The 17,529-nt window shown below is 41.7% G+C and carries 20 protein-coding genes and 1 pseudogene; 10 read left to right on the forward strand and 11 right to left on the reverse strand.

Features of this window, described 5'->3' with window-relative positions:
* Window positions 1–17: 17 nt before the first annotated feature.
* From LPTSP_RS16970 to LPTSP_RS16980, 3 genes are all read right to left on the reverse strand, one after another.
* Window positions 18–506: a hypothetical protein gene (locus tag LPTSP_RS16970; protein WP_108929818.1), complete on the reverse strand. Its 489-nt coding sequence runs from the start codon at window positions 504–506 to the stop codon at window positions 18–20.
* Between the two features lie 233 nt (window positions 507–739).
* Window positions 740–1,819, reverse strand: coding sequence for an MBL fold metallo-hydrolase (locus tag LPTSP_RS16975; protein WP_108929819.1), 1,080 nt, complete (start codon window positions 1,817–1,819; stop codon window positions 740–742).
* Window positions 1,820–2,595: 776 nt separating this feature from the next.
* Window positions 2,596–3,306 (reverse strand): TetR/AcrR family transcriptional regulator, encoded by a 711-nt coding sequence (locus LPTSP_RS16980; RefSeq protein WP_369689662.1) that lies wholly within the window; start codon window positions 3,304–3,306, stop codon window positions 2,596–2,598.
* Between the two features lie 91 nt (window positions 3,307–3,397).
* On the opposite strand from LPTSP_RS16980, the gene LPTSP_RS16985 reads away from it, so the two are divergent.
* From LPTSP_RS16985 to LPTSP_RS16995, 3 genes are all read left to right on the forward strand, one after another.
* Complete coding sequence (locus tag LPTSP_RS16985) at window positions 3,398–3,835, forward strand: hypothetical protein (RefSeq protein WP_217350172.1); 438 nt, start codon at window positions 3,398–3,400, stop codon at window positions 3,833–3,835.
* 12 nt (window positions 3,836–3,847) lie between these two features.
* Complete coding sequence (locus tag LPTSP_RS16990) at window positions 3,848–4,645, forward strand: SDR family NAD(P)-dependent oxidoreductase (RefSeq protein ID WP_108929821.1); 798 nt, start codon at window positions 3,848–3,850, stop codon at window positions 4,643–4,645.
* A 187-nt stretch (window positions 4,646–4,832) separates the two neighbouring features.
* Window positions 4,833–5,690: an alpha/beta fold hydrolase gene (locus tag LPTSP_RS16995; RefSeq protein ID WP_245915627.1), complete on the forward strand. Its 858-nt coding sequence runs from the start codon at window positions 4,833–4,835 to the stop codon at window positions 5,688–5,690.
* Here LPTSP_RS16995 and LPTSP_RS19295 read toward each other — a convergent pair.
* Window positions 5,686–5,880: pseudogene (locus LPTSP_RS19295) on the reverse strand (hypothetical protein); the annotation flags it as partial. The gene LPTSP_RS16995 and the pseudogene LPTSP_RS19295 sit on opposite strands and share 5 nt — an antisense overlap.
* Before the next feature lie 258 nt (window positions 5,881–6,138).
* On the opposite strand from LPTSP_RS19295, the gene LPTSP_RS17000 reads away from it, so the two are divergent.
* Complete coding sequence (locus LPTSP_RS17000) at window positions 6,139–7,059, forward strand: SDR family oxidoreductase (protein WP_108929823.1); 921 nt, start codon at window positions 6,139–6,141, stop codon at window positions 7,057–7,059.
* A 133-nt stretch (window positions 7,060–7,192) separates the two neighbouring features.
* Here the strand turns inward: LPTSP_RS17000 and LPTSP_RS17005 are convergent, their stop codons facing one another.
* The 3 genes from LPTSP_RS17005 to LPTSP_RS17015 all read right to left on the reverse strand — a co-directional run bounded on the left by LPTSP_RS17005 (window position 7,193) and on the right by LPTSP_RS17015 (window position 9,972).
* A complete protein-coding gene (locus tag LPTSP_RS17005) occupies window positions 7,193–7,570 on the reverse strand; it encodes an eRF1 domain 2 (protein ID WP_108929824.1) in 378 nt (125 codons plus the stop codon).
* Window positions 7,571–7,777: 207 nt separating this feature from the next.
* Window positions 7,778–8,479: a YwaF family protein gene (locus LPTSP_RS17010; protein WP_108929825.1), complete on the reverse strand. Its 702-nt coding sequence runs from the start codon at window positions 8,477–8,479 to the stop codon at window positions 7,778–7,780.
* Between the two features lie 281 nt (window positions 8,480–8,760).
* Window positions 8,761–9,972 carry a PilZ domain-containing protein gene (locus LPTSP_RS17015; protein ID WP_108929826.1) on the reverse strand — a complete coding sequence of 404 codons (1,212 nt, stop codon included), beginning with the start codon at window positions 9,970–9,972 and terminating at the stop codon, window positions 8,761–8,763.
* Between the two features lie 384 nt (window positions 9,973–10,356).
* On the opposite strand from LPTSP_RS17015, the gene LPTSP_RS17020 reads away from it, so the two are divergent.
* Window positions 10,357–10,968: a response regulator gene (locus LPTSP_RS17020; protein WP_108929827.1), complete on the forward strand. Its 612-nt coding sequence runs from the start codon at window positions 10,357–10,359 to the stop codon at window positions 10,966–10,968.
* A gap of 66 nt (window positions 10,969–11,034) precedes the next feature.
* Window positions 11,035–11,211: a YegP family protein gene (locus LPTSP_RS17025; RefSeq protein ID WP_108929828.1), complete on the forward strand. Its 177-nt coding sequence runs from the start codon at window positions 11,035–11,037 to the stop codon at window positions 11,209–11,211.
* A gap of 86 nt (window positions 11,212–11,297) precedes the next feature.
* On the opposite strand, the gene LPTSP_RS17030 is transcribed toward LPTSP_RS17025, so the two are convergent.
* The gene (locus tag LPTSP_RS17030) at window positions 11,298–12,140 is read right to left on the reverse strand and encodes an SDR family NAD(P)-dependent oxidoreductase (protein ID WP_108929829.1); all 843 of its coding nucleotides are present in this window, start codon (window positions 12,138–12,140) and stop codon (window positions 11,298–11,300) included.
* A 29-nt stretch (window positions 12,141–12,169) separates the two neighbouring features.
* On the reverse strand, window positions 12,170–13,621 hold the full coding sequence (locus tag LPTSP_RS17035; protein ID WP_108929830.1) for a flavin-containing monooxygenase: 1,452 nt from the start codon (window positions 13,619–13,621) through the stop codon (window positions 12,170–12,172).
* A 254-nt stretch (window positions 13,622–13,875) separates the two neighbouring features.
* Between LPTSP_RS17035 and LPTSP_RS17040 the strand changes: the two genes are divergently transcribed.
* The 3 genes from LPTSP_RS17040 (at window position 13,876) to LPTSP_RS17050 (ending at window position 15,456) form a co-directional block, all read left to right on the forward strand.
* Window positions 13,876–14,196 (forward strand): DUF1330 domain-containing protein, encoded by a 321-nt coding sequence (locus LPTSP_RS17040; protein WP_108929973.1) that lies wholly within the window; start codon window positions 13,876–13,878, stop codon window positions 14,194–14,196.
* A 69-nt stretch (window positions 14,197–14,265) separates the two neighbouring features.
* Complete coding sequence (locus LPTSP_RS17045) at window positions 14,266–14,649, forward strand: TfoX/Sxy family protein (RefSeq protein ID WP_108929831.1); 384 nt, start codon at window positions 14,266–14,268, stop codon at window positions 14,647–14,649.
* Between the two features lie 111 nt (window positions 14,650–14,760).
* Window positions 14,761–15,456, forward strand: coding sequence for a FecR family protein (locus LPTSP_RS17050; protein ID WP_108929832.1), 696 nt, complete (start codon window positions 14,761–14,763; stop codon window positions 15,454–15,456).
* On the opposite strand, the gene LPTSP_RS17055 is transcribed toward LPTSP_RS17050, so the two are convergent.
* A complete protein-coding gene (locus tag LPTSP_RS17055) occupies window positions 15,457–16,305 on the reverse strand; it encodes a tetratricopeptide repeat protein (protein ID WP_108929833.1) in 849 nt (282 codons plus the stop codon). It abuts the gene before it with no gap.
* 113 nt (window positions 16,306–16,418) lie between these two features.
* Here LPTSP_RS17055 and LPTSP_RS17060 point away from each other — a divergent pair, with 113 nt between their 5' ends.
* Entirely contained in the window at window positions 16,419–16,598 is a 180-nt protein-coding gene (locus LPTSP_RS17060) for a hypothetical protein (protein WP_024864064.1), read from the forward strand.
* A 72-nt stretch (window positions 16,599–16,670) separates the two neighbouring features.
* Here LPTSP_RS17060 and LPTSP_RS17065 read toward each other — a convergent pair whose 3' ends face one another.
* Window positions 16,671–17,495, reverse strand: a complete 825-nt coding sequence (locus LPTSP_RS17065; protein WP_108929835.1) for a crotonase/enoyl-CoA hydratase family protein — start codon at window positions 17,493–17,495, stop codon at window positions 16,671–16,673.
* Between the last annotated feature and the right edge of the window lie 34 nt (window positions 17,496–17,529).

A 17,529-nucleotide genomic window follows, 5' to 3' on the forward strand; every position in this document is an offset into this window, starting at 1 on the left:
TCTGACTAATAAGTTTGTCAGGCTGCCCTATTGATTCTCCGCTGTTTTATAAATTGATAGATCGATCCAAGAATGAAAAATACAAGAAACACAAGTAAAGTTTTACCAATTAAGGGATCAGTTATATCTTTAGCCAATGGGTGCTCTACGGGGAGTCGAGTGAGCGTTTCATTTGTGGTAGGAACTAACGACAGAAAAAAGCTGAAAGATAGAAAGAAATTCTCAAAATAGCGACTTTTGTTGTTTCCTTTCTTTTTTACTGAAAGAAAGAATGCGCTTAATATTAAAAAAATAATGATTATGGAAAGAACGTGCCCCGGGTTAAAGCCTCCATGTTTAGAAATTCCTAATGCCGTTAACGCAGCAATGGATGTGGCATAAAAATATATTTTTCCCGTTAGTTGTGATAGATTAATTATACCGTATTTTATGAATGAAATGATTGCTGCTATGATAGCAATAACTCCAATCGTAGTGTGAAATATACCTAAATTTGTTAGTCCCATTTTATTTTCCTTTTGTCAGGCTTTTGGATCGATACGAATCACGGAACGACCACTCCAGAATGGATTTAATTCTTCATCTTGTTAATTAAGAGTCAAGGCTAATAAGATGAAGAATAGAAGGTGCATGATATTATACTGAGCAAAAGAATAATGGAACTGTGCTTTCTGATTAGATACGGATGTAAAAAATACTAGGGTGATCACCGAGATCTTTTTAAATCGATTTAGAAAATTTAATAAATCCGTGCTATTCCTTCTTTCTGTACTATAAAATTACTTAGATTCAATCCGGCTTTAAGTAATTCCTTCTTTAATTCCTCGACAGGTGCGTTTAATGCTTCTTCTGTTTGTTGAAATGTTCCGAAATGTATTCCTATTGAAAGTTTAGAACCTAAATCTAAATGAGCTTGAATTGCATCCAAAGGATTCATGTGAACTAACCTCATAAACCATCTAGGCTCATAAGCTCCGATCGGTAAAAGAGAAATATCGGGTTCGCCTAAACGTCTTTTAATTTCTTTATAGTGAGAAGAATACGCAGCATCTCCTCCAAAATATACTCGTCTATTCCCTATCATGATCATGTAGCTACCCCATAAACTGCGATTCCAATCGAATATACCTCTTGCGGAAAGATGTTGGGTGGGAGCAAAAGTTACTTCTGCTTTCTTCTCTATTTTGATTGTTTGCCACCAGTCCATCTCATCTATATCAGGAATTCCTGCAGATTGTAGTAGTTCCTTATCTCCCAACGGAACAAGAAACTTAGGAGAGAATTTTCTGTTGAGCGTTTTTAAAGTTTCCAAATCTAGATGATCATAATGGTTATGACTGATAACGACTAGATCTATCGGAGGAAGGTCCTCTATCTGAATACCTGGTTCTCTCACTCGTTTTGTTCCTGCCCAGCTCACCGGGCTGATCCTTTCAGACCAAACCGGATCGGTAAGGATGTTTATCTCACGGGATTGGATCAATACAGTGGCATGATTAATGAAAGTGATCGCGATTCGATTGCTATTTAATGGATTTTTAATAAGATTTGTTTTTTCATTTCGAGTCTTCTTTGGCCATTCAGCAAAATCAATTGTGGCCAGAAGTTTTAAAGTTCTCCATATTCCATTTTCTTCAATTTGGGTTGGATTGTAAAAACGTTTCCCGTTGAAATGATCCGAGTTTGGGTATTTAGGAGATATACTACATCCAGATATGAGAGAGAAAAGAAAACATATATATAGAAGAACAATTATGTTTTTCGATTCTGTTCTTGTGATGCCGATTTCATAATTATCCTTCTTAAAAAACCGATCCATTTCGATCCTCCGATAATATTATGTATAGGATTGTAAAGGAATTAGTAGGGAAGGTAAAGATTCGATACTACCGTATCATTGCCTAATCCTACCTTAGGTAGTTTGGCATGCAAGATCTGAGATTCAGCTATAGGAATAAATATTGCCGAACTAAGTAATACAATTTGAAGCCAATTTCTTCTTAGATTTTTAGGGACAAATCCTTTGCTCTCAATCCGAATCACCCCCTCTATCTATCGCTCGTTAATTACGGGAATTTAGTCTCCATCATCCGGAGGTCATTTCGATGAGCCGCAAATAGACGACCTTCTTTGCCTCGATATCTCTAACTATATTTCGAAAGTCGGCTACGAGACCATCGAGCTTATTTGTTTATAAGTAAGAAGGGACTCTGAAAGAACTTGAATGCTGTCTAATTTGATTCTTTATAACTTTGATGTAGAAATCGATTCTTCTATCGTAATAATTGTAACCGACCCTCCTCTTAACGATTAGTTTTAGTTTATGCCATTTTCTTAGAAATGTCTTTGTTCTCATTAGGAGGGAGTAAGAAGTCTGATATTTGCATCTTACTCTGATGGTAGGAACACTCTGAAAATTTTGATTAAATATAAAGCGTATATAAATAAGAGGAATAACGCTGGTATAACTGCCTTAATGAGTGCGGTTTAAACTGGCGATAAAGAATAAATATCGCAAGACAGAAAAATTGCTACGCCAGAAGGGCCGGGAATATTCAACGCACGTCCACTGTTTGTTCTGCTTTCTGACGCGAATTATTTTCGTCGCTTTTTACGTAAATTGGATATCTCCTGAAAAGCTTGTAAGCGCAGACGCAGCACTTTGCGGCTTTCTCGGATCACCGCTTTGCCATGTTCAGGATTTATTTCCGCCGCAAAGTGAATTATATATCCGATCGTATGACAAAAATAAAGGGCGAACGGTCTGACTTCCGATTCTCGCAGTCCGCCCAAACAACGAATCACTGTTTTCATCATAAGTTCCGCATTGCGGTATGTATCCTTGTTGTCTTCATTCACCAATTCGGGCACGGCACGTAAGCCTGCCCAGAGATTTGCGAGGGCAGGATCACTTTGGGAGGTATGAATGTATTTTTTGAGCGCTTTTTCAGAGGCAAACTCCAATTCAGAAATAGTGTTCACATTTTCTAAAATGGCCCGGGTCTCGTCATACAGACGGTCGTAGTATCCCTGCATGATTGTGAGCAGGAGTTGGCTCTTACCTGGAAAATATTGATAAAGAGATCCAATCTGCACACCTGAGGCCTGAGCAATCTCTCTCATGCTCACTCCGTCTACCCCCTTCTCTCCAATGAGTTGCCGGGCAGTTTCAATTATCGTCGCCACGCGTTGCCGGCTCCGCGCCTGACCAGGGGTTCGTATCTTCTTATCCATAAAGGAAGAACATAGAACTGCATGATTGTGGGCTACTTTTTTCTCAAAGAAGGTTTTTTGTTTGACCTCCACTAAACATGATCAATGCTCATGAAATAATGAGCGTTGATCATGTTCTGTGAGCCAATACGGCAGCGCAGAACACGGTATATACTAGGGAGGAATGATGGCTAATGCTGTACTGATTGCAATATTGAGTTGTGGCGGGTTTTTCACCGTCGGTCTGGTGACAGGAATCTGGAAATACCGTAAGATGATTACTTCACCTGAGGGGAAGGCGCCGGTTTATGTCGATATCTGCCATCGTAGTGCGCTCATGTATTCCTTCGCCTGCCTCGTCCTTGTCAAGTTCGCCGAGCTCAGTGCTTGGCCGTCTGCCGTCAACGTGATGGGCGTCGTCGCGGCAGTTACCTTCTTCACGACTGCCGTGCTCATCTACGCGGTCCATGGCTGGCTCAACAACACCGACAATATGCTCAAGCAACCGCCGGGCGTTTCTCATAGCCCCGGCGTCCACGGCTATGTCACCCTCGTCGTCCTCGGTGAACTCGGCGGCTTTCTCGTCTTGTTCTCCGGATTTCTCAAATCTCTTTTATCATAGGTATTCCCAACAATGTTCCAATCACGTCATATCGTAATCACTGGAGGAGCGACGGGCCTCGGCTACGCCATTGCCGATGCACTAGCTAGCCAGGGGGCCAGGCTCACGCTCGTCTCGCGGAAAGCAGAGAAGCTCGAATTCGCAGCGCAGGAACTACGTCGGTGCTATCCGGATGTCGATGTCGAGATTCGGACCCTTGACGTCAGTGATCCAACCGCAGCGTGCGAGGTGATTGGGGAAATTGCCCAGCGCCGCGGCGCTATCGACACTTTGTTTAACAATGCAGGCGTAATGCTCGAGGGACGGTTCGAGGATCTGGCGGCCGGCGATTTCGCGGCGGTGATCACGACCAATTTCCTCGGCGCGGTCAACGTTGCCCGCGCTGTCTTGCCGCATCTTCGCGCAAGCCAGGGGAGGTTGGTCAACATTGCATCGGTCGCGGGGCTGACGGGCACTTTCGGTTTCACAGCCTACGGTTCCGCAAAGCATGCGCTTGTCGGTTTCACCGACTGCCTTTACTATGAAATGCTGGCTGAGGGTGTCAAAGTCCACCTCGTTTGCCCGGCCGAATTCGAGACGCCAATGGTAGCGGAGCTGGATTCATACCGGACACCGGAGAACCTACGGCACACGAATGCCATACCGCGAACCCCCCTCGACACAGTCGTCGCGGACACGCTGAAAGGCCTTCGCAAGGAACGGTATCTCATAATCCCCGGCGCGAAAGCGCGGCTGGTAGTTCGGGCGTTGCAGCTTTTTCCCACCACCATGCGGCGAATTGGTGCACTTCTCGTAACGAAGCGAGGGTAGGAACGGTAGTTACGAGTACGCGGCCTGTTATGCTGACGGCGACAATACCAACTTTACGCAAAACGACTGGGTCGTGGCTACCCTTAGCCCTGATTCTTACAATTAGGAGATCACAATGAAGAAAAAACTTATCGCGTTGGTAATATCAACCATGTTGCTTTTGGTATTTCTCTGGTATATAGCACCCATGACTTTTCTTGGTGCGCTCCTCAAGTTGAACCGTTCGCTCTCAGGCCTCAAGGCAAAGCAAATCACTGCAGCAAATCATACGATCCATTTTCTCGAGGGCGGCGAGGGCGATACACTTGTTCTGTTGCACGGCATCTTTGCCGAAAAAGACCACTGGGTAGATTTTGCGCGTTCGCTGACCGGCAAATACCACGTTATAATTCCCGACCTACCCGCATTCGGCGAAAGCGATCGCAAAGCCGACGAAGTTTACGACTATGCACACCAGACCGAACGTCTTAAGAAATTACTCGATGCTTTGAAACTACAGCGAGTACATTTGGCCGGGAGTTCTATGGGTGGTACGATTGCCGCGATGTATGCCATTCGTTACCCTGAACAAGTGTTGAGCGTAGCGTTTATCGGGGCCCCGCACGGCATTCATACGGCAAAGCCTAGTCAAATGGATCATCTCATCGCAGCGGGCAAAGCTCCGCTTGTCACCGCGACCTCTTCTGAATTTGAGGCCATGATGAAATTGCTTTTTGCCCAAAAGCCCTTCCTGCCCTACCCAGTATTATACGCAGCGGAACAAGGCGCGTTGCGAAATTCAGCATCAAACATGCGCATCTGGCAAGAACAGCTGCGCGACCGCTATCTACTCGATAAAAAAATCAGCATGTTACAGCAACCCTCACTGATACTCTGGGGAGAAAAAGACAGCATCTTCGACGTTTCGGGCGTTGAAACGCTGCGCCAGAAAATGCCGCACGCAAAGATCACAATACTGGCTGACCTGGGCCATCTGCCCATGATGGAATCACCAGGAAAGGCGAGCGAGTTATACGCCAAATTCCTTTCGTCAGCGCCACAATAACTTTTCGAGCCCATGAAGTAGTAGGCTCAGAATGGATGTCGAAGTGAATGATCTGTCTTGAAGCCAAGTGCATGAAGAATACGACTTCAAAAGCCACTCCGAAATTATAAGAGAAAACCGTGAAAGTATCAGAAACGATCATGGACTCGGCATGTATTTTATAGAACTGCTTCCAGGAGATTCTCTTTTTTAGGAGTTATACTTACGATACCTGCGGAGACTTACTTAATTCTGGTGTAGGGGAAGAGCGGTCCTCGGTTCGGATTACGTGTATTAAATGAATAAGGATCCTTTCCTTTTATTCCGAACTCTTTAATTTCCGCCATTAGTTTCCGAAAAAGGCGACCCTGAAGTTAGGCTCCCCGCATAATCTCACCGCCTATCCTTCTTGACTCGGAATAATTGAACCTTATTCTATCGGGAATATCGCATACCTGGAGATATACAAATGTCACTTTTATCTTTAATTAAATCGAATGGATCCAATGGATTCGGTTATGGATCCACAGCAGAAGATGTTACGAAAGGTCTTTCCTTAAAGGGAAAGAATATTCTCATCACAGGCTGCAATTCCGGACTTGGAAAAGAAACGTTACGCGTTCTCGCTAAAAGAGGAGCGCATATACTTGGAACTGCGAGAACTTTTGAAAAAGCAAAACAGGCAGCATCGGATGTAGGAGGAGAAACTTCCGCCTTCGAATGCGAACTCTCAGATCACAAAAGTGTATTTTCCTGCGTTCAAGCGGTGCAAAAAACAGGAAGAAAATTGGACGCAATCATTTGCAATGCGGGTATTATGGCCTTGCCGAATTTAGAGAAAAGCAACGGGTATGAATTGCAATTTTTCACCAATCATATCGGACATTTTATTCTTGTAAACGGACTCTTGGACCAACTCACCGATACCGGAAGAGTGGTGATATTAAGCAGTGAAGCCCATAGAAACGCACCGAAAGAAGGAATCCAATTCGACAACTTGGACGGCGCCAAGGGCTACAATGCTTGGGCCAATTACGGACAATCTAAATTCGCGAATCTACTTTTTGCAAAAGAGCTCGCGAAACGTTTGCAAGGTACGGGAAAGACAGCTAACGCGTTGCACCCTGGAGTCATTCGAACGAATTTAAGCAGAAGTATGAATTTTGGCGTGAGAATGGTTTTAAGAGTTGTGGAACCTTTAGTCTTAAAAACTGTCGAAGAAGGTTCGGCAACTCAATGTTATGTTGCGGTGAATCCACAAGCGAGCGGAGTTTCAGGGCAGTATTTTGCCGATTGTAATATTGCCAGCCCCCGCCCAGATGCGGAAAATTCGGATCTAGCTAAAAAACTCTGGGAAGTTTCGGAAAGTATCGTTTCAAAACTCGGCTAATTTTTTGGCTTCTCCAGAAAGCGGTAAAGTTACAGAAATTATGAAGGTTCCTCATGGAGGAATAGGGGAGGGAATTCATTTAACCTTATTGTTGGTTAACTGAGAGTAATGTTCTTTATCTTGCGCAGAATCTTTAGTGTTTTACTCTGTGAGTTTCGAAATATTTCTTTCCGAGAGTTATTATTTCCGGATCTGTCGGATGATCCGTAGTGATTTCTGCTACGATTTTCTTAGCTAAGTTAGAATGATGATCTTCTAAATGATTTTTAAATAACGTTTTTGCTATACCAGGTCCAGCTAGTAGAATATTTTCAACGTGTGTCAGTCTGGAGACTATATCCTCGAAAAAATGTTTCAGATCCTCCGATCGTATATCGTCGATCCGGTCCAGATGATTATCGTGCCTTTCCGGTTTTGCTTGGTGCAGAATGATCGAACTGCTTGTATGATCTTTTGAAAGAACAAATTCCTTTGCCTGAGTTTTATCTATCCATATAATGCTTTGAGACAATTTTCCCCCTCGCTTACAATATCCAAGAGATCACGTAATGTGATCTTGCGAGCATTTTCGGATGACTATTTTGTCACTAATTTTGTTTCTGGTCAAGCGCTTGGAAGGTTAAGTCCGCGTAGAGACGATGATATTTATCAAATGACGAATCTGTTTTTAAGCGGCAGGATTTTTATAATCATCTTTTTTCTTTAGAGAAGCATATAACTACTCAATGATATTAGGTTTTAAGGTTTTGGACTTTATTAGGAACGGAATATATAAGGCTATGATGGAAGATATTCCAAGTATCTGGATCGAAAATAGATAAATAGGCCAGTCTCCTAAATAATCTAGGAAAGACCCCTTGCTAGGTTTGAAGCGAAGATATCCGTAATTTGCATCGATCAGAAAATCCAAAACGAGTGCCGACACGAAATATATCTCGGAGTAAAATAGTGTTCTTAGAATGGCGCCTTGTCTCGGGATTAGATTTAATGCGAATACGATGTATAAGCTCGCAGCAACTAATCCTAAATGTCCGACGAAGAATAGGAAGAAGGATAGTTGTGGAAATGTTTCCCCTAAATTCGGTGTTAGAAGTGCGTGGATTGATCCGCTTAAGACCCAAAAGTAAGATAATTCGGACATTAACCTACTATGCGTAAAGAGTGCTGCGACAGTTACAAACATGGCCCAATCGCAAAATTCCATTGGTAGATCGAAGCGGATCTCCCAATAACCCTTTTGTAATCTATATACAACATACAAAAGCCCGTTGAATAGGAGAATACAGCCAAGGAAATATCCTATGACAGTGGCGGTTTTGGAATTTTGGATACGCTTCCCCACCCATATCATGCAAATACAGACCATTAGCGAAAATATTAATATGTTAATATGTAAGATTGACCAGTGTTCCCATCTCATGCGTTGTATGAATCCATTAGAGTTTATTCTTTGTGATTATAGAAATACAGTTAAAATTGATATCCTAGATCAATTCTATTATCAGTAGTTCGGATCTCCCTGATTGAAAAGAGTCTCTTGATAAGTTCATTACTTTTGATATCGTGATCGAATTAGGGAAACGAAAAATAGTCTGTATCCGAGAAAATATGATCCTCTATGAGGCCCTGTATTTGTTGAAGAGATAAGGTTGTTATCTTTTGATAGAAAGTTAATCTGATTGGGAACCAAGTAAAACTGAGTTAAGATTTCCTTTTTCTTGGGCCCAAAATTCGGTAAATTTTAACGACTGTCGCATGACTTCTTTCGGAGTTCATACGATTGCGTAAAGATTGGAGGTTATATTCCAATTTTCTTAAACTAGATAGCTGATTTTGGTCGTAGATGAATTTTAACCCTAAAAAGAGTTTTCCATTCCTATCAATGGAGCGCCAGCATATCTTGGCGTTCATCTGAATAGGTGGTCTTCCTTTGAATACAAGGTCGAATTTGAGACTCTCATTCCGGTAGACGTTGTACAGTATATCTTTTTGACGTATTCTTATTTTCACTCCCGATTCGGAAATGTCAATTACATCAAATCGATCGGTCGCCTTGATAGAATCCGAGTTCTGGATTGTAGTGATTATCCTTTCCGATAATGCATATAGTTCAGAAAGATCTTCTGCGAGGATGGGTTCTTGAGCGCTTCTTATCCAAAGATAGGCCTTTGGAAATGAATCTTTGTCATCTTTATCATATAATATCGGTAGTATTAATTCCGATATTATGGATTCGTTCTTATACCGTCTGATCGCTGAAAGGATATTCTTACCGAAATAAGTGATGTAGTTCACGAATTGGGGCAAAACCTCAGTGTAAGAGCTAGGCTCGCTAGTGTTTTGGATGTAGAAGCTCTTTCTGGTTTTTCTGACGATCTCGAATTTGGATTCTTGGGCTGAGTGGAAAAGTCCGACATTTATCTCTCCAAATTTTGGATGTTTTAACTCTTCCTTGAAAGTTTCCAATATATCACGGATAACGTTCGGGGAAATATGCCGGTTTAATTCGAAACGTTCGGGATGATATACAATATTCGTCGCGAACACGGAATCATTCTTAATTCTCAGCCTTTCTTCTTTTCGATTCGTTTTAGCGATACAAACCGATTCTGCTTGCATCAAAAACTCGAAATCATTGAGGCGCCTGATAGTTCTGCAATTCAGTTCTAAATGATGTCTCAAAGTCTTTTGTAGAATGACTTTTTCATCCGATGAGATACTTGATCTTTGCTGAAAACGGACGGCAATCTGACCGGAATCTCCGAAAGTTTCTGTAATAATCGCTTTGTTATCGGAATGCCGGCCTTTAACTATGAGTTCTTCTGAATAAAGAAAGGATCCTGCAATTCTGGAAATTGCAGAGGGATCGGATAAAATATCCCAAGACCTCTTATACGTTTCTCGTCTGTTCATTTTTTTGGATCGGATCCTCTTTTGCGCCCTAACAATTTTTTTGACGAAAAATGTAGACCGTCCCCACCACAATCCATATTGTACGGAAATCTTTTGTTGATTGTTGGAAATAATTATTAACTACTTCCGTTCGGAAGGTAGAATAAATTGACATATAGCAATTTCAATCTATGTCCTTAGGGATAAGATGTATAACGTTTATGAGTAAGGTAATACTCTATTTAGACGGATTAAAATAAATGCACATTTATTGTATTAAGTGTATTTAAAAGTACTAGATCCGCGTAATAATTTCGATCTATCTCAAGTCTCTAAGAATTGTTCGATTGCGATACGTGACAGGCTCACGAAGGGGCGCAATAGGAACAGGGGAAGAAAAATTATATGGGCCGGGAGTTAGATCAAGTTGTAGATACGGAGGCGCTTTCTGGACAATCCGGGATAGGAAAAATTCTGATAATAGAGGATTCGCCGGAGATCGCATTAGCTTACGATCGCTTTTGCAGAAAGATGAACTGGGATTTCGACATTACATCTAACGGCAGGGAAGGAATGAGAAAGGTCCTCTCCACTCCAAAGCCTTATGCAGTCTATCTTGTCGATCTGGTAATGCCTGAGCAAGATGGCGTATCCTTTATACGGGATCTGAAAGAGAAAGATCCAAATGCGATTATAATAGTACAATCTTCGCTGGATGAACCTGAAAAGATCATCGAAGTGATGAAATTAGGTGTCTTCGATTATCAAATTAAACCTCTTACGAAAGAAAACTTTCATAGGGCGATCACTCTTGCTTTTCAGCACAGCAACCTGAGAGAGTTTCAAACCGATGTAGAAAGATCGAATCGTGAAGTTTTGAGAAAGAAATTAGGCGCTTTGTCTGCCGTTCTTTCTTTGGCGAAAGAGTCAATTCTCGAATTGGAGAAAGCCTATCGATTGGAGCAGGACGATCCGAATAAGAAAAGAGTGTTTAAACCTATCAGGCCCAATGTTTAAGTAAAAATTAAATTGACTCTCTCTTTTGCGTTAGGCTATATTTCTCCCACCAAAAGGAGATTTAATATGTCCGCAAAATTCGTGATTTATAAGGATGCTAAAGGAGAATATAGATTTAGGTTAAAGGCTGCAAACGGAGAAATTATCGCCGTAAGCGAAGGTTATACATCTAAACAAGCTTGTGAAAACGGGATCGAATCCGTTAAGAAAAACGCCCCTGGTGCATCCGTTGAGGAAGAGTAGAAATTATATTTTCTAGATTATACAAACTCGAAGAGTATAAAATCTATTACATTGTAAAATAAACGTTATACTCTTCGGCTCTATTCTTATTTCGCCATTCTGCCCATAAGTGCCTTAGTAATGATCATCGGGTATGAACTTGGAAAAATTCTTTGCATTAAGTCCAAGAACACTGCATCGGGCCCGATAAGGACTCTGCGAGAATTCTTTTTGACTGCCTTTAAGATCACTTTGGCTGCACGTTCCGGGCTTGTGATAAATTGAGCAGACATTTTTTCTCCCGCTGTGCTTGGATCCAAGCCGAGCGCTTTTACGCTATCGTTGGTCTTGGAACTTTTCGCGATTGCGGTTTTGATCCCTCCGGGATGAACGCTGGTAGCGGAAACTTTTGCTTTGGTAAAATCCAATTCTTGTCTTAAAGTTTCCGTAAATCCTCTTACTGCAAATTTAGATGCATTGTATGCGGAAGTTCCAGGAACTGCGATGATCCCGAATACGCTGGAAGTATTGATAATATGTCCTTCTCCGCTTTCTTTGAGATGGGGTAGGAAGGCTTGGGTTCCGTTCACCACTCCACCAAAGTTGATATTCATTACCCGCTGAAAATCATTCGATTCGAATCCTTCTATCGTGGAGCCGAACGCGATACCAGCGTTATTGAATATTAAGTTTACTTTATTATGATCTTTGGCTACTTTAGAAGCCCAATCAAAAACCGCTGGTCTGTCGGATACGTCCAGTTTTTGGCTTGTGACGGAAACATTCGGATTCTTCTTCTTTACTAATTGGACTGTTTCGGCAAGACCTGCCTCGTTTACGTCCGATAATGCAAGATTACATTCTTGCTCCGCAAGCTGGATCGCAAGTTCCCTTCCCATTCCTGAGCCGGCGCCGGTGATGGCGGCCACTTTATTTTTAAAACTTTTCATTTGGTATTTCTTCTTCCTATTTTGATTGTTTATCCGAACGATAAATTGGAGTCGTTCACGTTTGCAAAATTTATATCGAATAGATCCATTAGATAATTCTGATGGAATCTCCAAGGGCGGTTTGCTCCTCTTTGAGGAAATTGGTCTATCGCTCTTTGTATATATCCGGAATTCAAGTCTAGTATAGGTTCCCTTTCCATTTTGGCGGGATCACAAACAGGCACACACTGTTTATAACCGTTTGCCTGCATATGATTGAGCAGTCTTGCAACATAGGTAGAAGTTAGATCCGCTCTTAATGTCCAAGATGCGTTTGTATAACCCACGCAGAATGCAAAGTTCGGAACTCCGCTTAACATCAGTCCTTTGAATGTGAATTGTTTAGAAATATCCACTTCTGAACCGTCTACCTTCAACTGGATCCCACCGATAGCGAGTAATTCCAATCCTGTCGCAGTTACAATAATATCCGCTTCCAATTCTTTTCCGGATTTTAATTTGATCCCTTTAGAAGTGAAAGTTTCGATATGGTCAGTGACGATAGAAGCTTTACCCTTAGAGATTGCCTTGAATAGATCCGAGTCCGGAACCAAACAAACTCTTTGGTCCCAAGGTTGGTAATTCGGTTTGAAATGAGTATCTATATCATAACCTTTTGGAAGAGATACTTTTAATCTTAATCTGATCAACCACTTGGCAAAATTAGGCGATCGTTTGCAAATTTGATAGAACCAAATTTGGATGAGAATGTTTTTGATGCGAGTGATATGATGAGCCAATTTCGCAGGCAAAACGAATCTTAAAAAATCGGCAACTATATCCTTTGATGGAAGGCTAGTAATATAAGTCGGTGACCTTTGCAGCATGGTGATATGAGAAGCCTCATCCGCCATAGATGGAACCAAGGTGACCGCAGTTGCACCGCTACCGATCACAACGACTTTCTTACCTTTATAGTTTAAATTCTCCGGCCAATGTTGTGGATGAATGATCTGACCTTTAAAATTCTTTATTCCCGGAAAATTCGGAGTGAATCCTTTATCGTAATTGTAATAGCCGCTGCAGATATAAAGGAAATCCGCAGTGTATATACGTTTTTCTTTTTTAGGTCCGACTTCTACACTGATTGTCCAAAAATTATCTTTACTGGACCAAGAGGTAGACGTTACTCTATGTTCGAATCTGATATTTCGATCTATTCCAAATTCGGATGCTGTGTCTCTTACATAGTTTAGGATAGAAGGTCCGTCGGCGATTGCCTTCGCTTCTTTCCAAGGTCGGAAAGAATATCCCAAGGTAAACATATCCGAATCGGAACGAATTCCCGGATAACGAAATAGACTCCAGGTTCCGCCTATATCGGATCTACCTTCTAAGATGGCGTATTTTTTGCCCGGACAAAGTTTTTGCAGATGATAGCCGGCGCTGATCCCAGATAAGCCCGCGCCCACAGTGATCACATCGAAATGTTCTTTGTTCATTTTTTCCTCGGCGGATACATTTTATATCCCGCTTTTCCGGAAAAGATTTTGCACCAAAACCGAGTAAGATTCGACTGATCTTATAATATCGCTCTCAAAAATTCGTAAAGAATGATAAGAATTTACCGGATTTTCCCTATTCTTATCGAATAAGTTACGTACTGTATGGATCGCCACTGGCTGTACTAGTTTACATCTCAAATCAATCCCGAAAAGACTTGCAACCATTTCAAAATCTGGGATTGGAGAAGGTCATGAAGTATTACTCTATAGCAGAATTGAATATCACCAGCGCTCGTTGGATCCCCGCTTACGTTCGCAATGTAACCAAGATGGTGGAAAAATTTGGGGGAAGATATCTTTCCAGGACCACAAATATGGAGAAGATGGAAGGGGACAGAAAACTTCCTCAGCTATTCTTGATCATTGAATGGCCTTCCAAAGAAGCGGTTCAAAACTTCTATCATTCCGAAGAATACAAACCGTTTCTGGAAAGCAGACTAAAAGGCTCTAATGGGGAATTTATTCTTATCCCAGGAGAGGATGTGAACCAGCTTGCGAATGTTCCGGAATGATTAATTTAAGAAATTTTTTCTTTATCAAAGTTAACGAAGAAGAATATTCTGATCCTCTCAGGAAAGTATATGGCAATTAACGAAAAAACTGCTGAACGTGTTCGGAAAGCGCTCACCAAACAAAAAGAAGTAGAGGAGAAAAAAATGTTCGGTGGTCTCTGCTTTATGGTAAACGGAAAGATGTGCGTCTGTGTCAGGGACCAGGAACTTATGTTTAGAATAGATCCTAAAGATTACGAATCCGTTTTAGAAAAGAAAAAAGCTAGGCCCATGATCCATAATGGAAATCTGATGAAGGGATTTATATTTGTAAACATAGAAGAAGTGAAGTTAGAAAAAGAGTTTGGATACTGGATGGGTCTCGCCCTGGATTATAATAAAAGCGCGAAAGCCGCTAAGAAAAGATCGAAAAGGAGAGTCCCAGCTCCAAAGAAAATTGCTAAGAAAAAATAAGTGCCAATAAGACTTTTATTTGCTCGTATCTTCGTTTAGAATAGTTAAAAGACATCTTCCGTTTTAAAAATCGATTTACTTCCTTTCGAGTGGCTATCAGAATCGACCGCTATGAAAAAAATATCAGTTCTATTTCTTCTAAGTATAACATGTGTTTTGTTTTCTTGCAGCAAAAAGGAAGCGGATGCAGGCAAGGGAGTGGTCACATTTGTTGTTGGAAACGTGACCTTAGAAAGAGGTCCCGAAAAATCCAAGGCGGAAGTTAATAAAGAGATCCAAAACGGCGACGTATTGGTTACAGACGAGGGCGCAACTGCAATGATCGCATTTGGGGAAAGCGCTTCCTTATTAGAGATCCAATCCGGTTCCAGATTCCGTTTTGACGATATCAAATCAGATAAAAAGTTTTTCCAAGAGAAGGGAAGATCTTGGCTTCTTTCCAATAAACTTGTAAAAGGCGAGGGCTTAAGTCTTGGAACTCCGACCACGACTGCAGGTGTTAGAGGAACTAAATTCTATACTACAGTTCAGGAAGATATGACTTTTATCTGTCATTGCCAAGGTAAGGTAGAGCTGGAGAATAGTGCAGATCATTCTAAGATGATCCCAGAGTCTGATTATCTTACGGTAACAAAAGGAACAAAAACGATAGTGATCGATAAGACCGATTTATCAAAAATTGGTATCCCGTACGTTCATAATCATAGTGAAGTGAGCAATTCTCCAGTCGGAGAAAAAAACAATCTGAAGTTGGAAGATTTCCTGAAGATCCAAGATCTTGCTAAGAAAAAATTAGCGGAGAAGTGATTAGGCCTCGTCTATTTCAACATTCTCTAATGTATCAAAAAAACCGGTCTGCAAAAGTGGACCGAAATCTACCATATCCTCTGCGGAAAGTTTAAGACCGTTTTCCATGGAGTAGGCCTGTAGCAGTGAAGCACAGGCCAAATGGCTTTCTTGCAATTGGGCGTGGGCTCTCGCTTTTACGACGAGTATATCCGCGTCAGATTCTCCGAAATATTTGATATACAAGTCTATAAACTTAAGCGCGTTTTTATGATCCGAAACTTTCAGGTAACACTGGGCGATCATATCGTAATGAAGAAATGTTTCTTCTTCGTCCATTCTCATGGCAGTTTTTAAAGAAGCTAACGCTGAATTATAATCTCCCCTTTGAAAATACAAATATCCGAGTTCGGACCAAATATCCTTTCGTTTAATCCCTCTTCCTCTGGAAAGTTTTTCCTGGGATAGGGCTTGTTTTAATACTTGGATCGCCTCGTTGGACCTGTCCGTATCTTTTAATAAACTCGCAAGAGTAAGATACAATTCCAATTGGTCCGGAAAAAGCTCAATTGCGGAGGTGAGTATCTTTTTCGCGGATTTATAATTGTGAACTTTGATCAAATAATTCGCGTAATAGAGCCTGCTTTCCGGATGAGAGGAAAATCTGTCCTGCAATTCCTGGAAAAGATTCAGGGTTTCCCTGGTATTCCCAATATAATATTGGCACCAGGCCTGGCGGTTTTTCACCTTCAGGATAGTTTTGGGGTTTTGGGTAAAATTCAGGGATTCCTTGTATAGGTTGAACGCCTTAGTAAATTCTCTCTGCCTTTCCCTATGGATGGCGCTAATGATTAGTTCCCTAAAACCCACGACTGGGACAGGCTAAAAAAATTCCTAAAATAATCAAGTTTTCCACAGATCAACCGATGATTGAAACGGGGGCAAAGGAAAGAAAAATCCCCACTTCAATCGAGGTAAAGAAAATGGAAATCGGTAGCCAAACCAGCCAATCTCTCATGATCGAAAGAATTGCCAATCTGCCTAGAGAGATTTTCCAAGCTCAGTCGGATATGAATTCTAAACTTTTGAAACTGAACGTAGAGGCTCAAGTACAAGCCCAGGCTTCCGAAGGAAGATCCAGGCTTTTGGATCTGTACGTTTAATTAGGACGTTGGAATTCCACAAAACGTAATCGTTCGTTTGTAGGAGTTCCTACATCCGCGTAAAATAAGGTCTTAATGCTTATTATATTCCGGCCTTTTTCTATCTTTAAAGGCTTTCATCGCTTCTCTAAAATCCCTGGAATCCATAAAACTGGAATTCCACACCGCGACATAGTTTAAACCCACAGCTAAAGGTTTTCCTTCGGAGTAGTTCATTACTTCCTTAGTACCTTCTACCACTATCCTTGGATTGGCTGCGATCTCAGAGGCGGTTGCGATTGCTCCTTCCAAAAGTTGATCTTGGTCCTTGAACAATTTAGAAACAAGTCCCATTCTGAGAGCTTCTTCTCCGTCTATGTCCTTGCCTGTGTAAGCGAGTTCTCTGGTGTTTCCTTGTCCGATAATCGAAGGAAGTCTGTTGATGGAACCCATGTCCGCTACGATCGCTACCTTTGCCTCTCTCAAAGAGATACTTGCATCGTAGGTCGCATAACGGATATCGCAGGCAGAGATCAAGTCCAGTCCTCCGCCAATACAATGTTTTTGGACAGCGGCGATGGAAGGTTTAGGAGAATCATAAACTGCGTTGATCCCTTTCTGCATTCGAAGGATCAGTTCATAGAATTTCTTACGATCGTCTCCATAAGTCCCTTGTACTACGGATCCGAATTCTTGGAAGAAAGAGTCCAGGTCCAAACCTGTGGAGAATGATTTACCTCTTGCGGCTACTACGAAGGAACGGATCTTTTGGTTCGAATTAATTTCGTGTACTACGTCCGGAAGGTCTCTCCAGAAACTCCAGTTCATCGCGTTTCTTTTGTCGGGACGGTTTAAAAAGACGATGGCTACTCCGTCTTCTCTCTCGACGATTTCAAAGAATTCAAAGTTTGTCTTCATCGGGATCAGAGTTATCCGATTCAGCCGACGAGTA

The organism is Leptospira johnsonii (assembly GCF_003112675.1).
Taxonomy (GTDB): Bacteria; Spirochaetota; Leptospiria; order Leptospirales; family Leptospiraceae; genus Leptospira_B; species Leptospira_B johnsonii.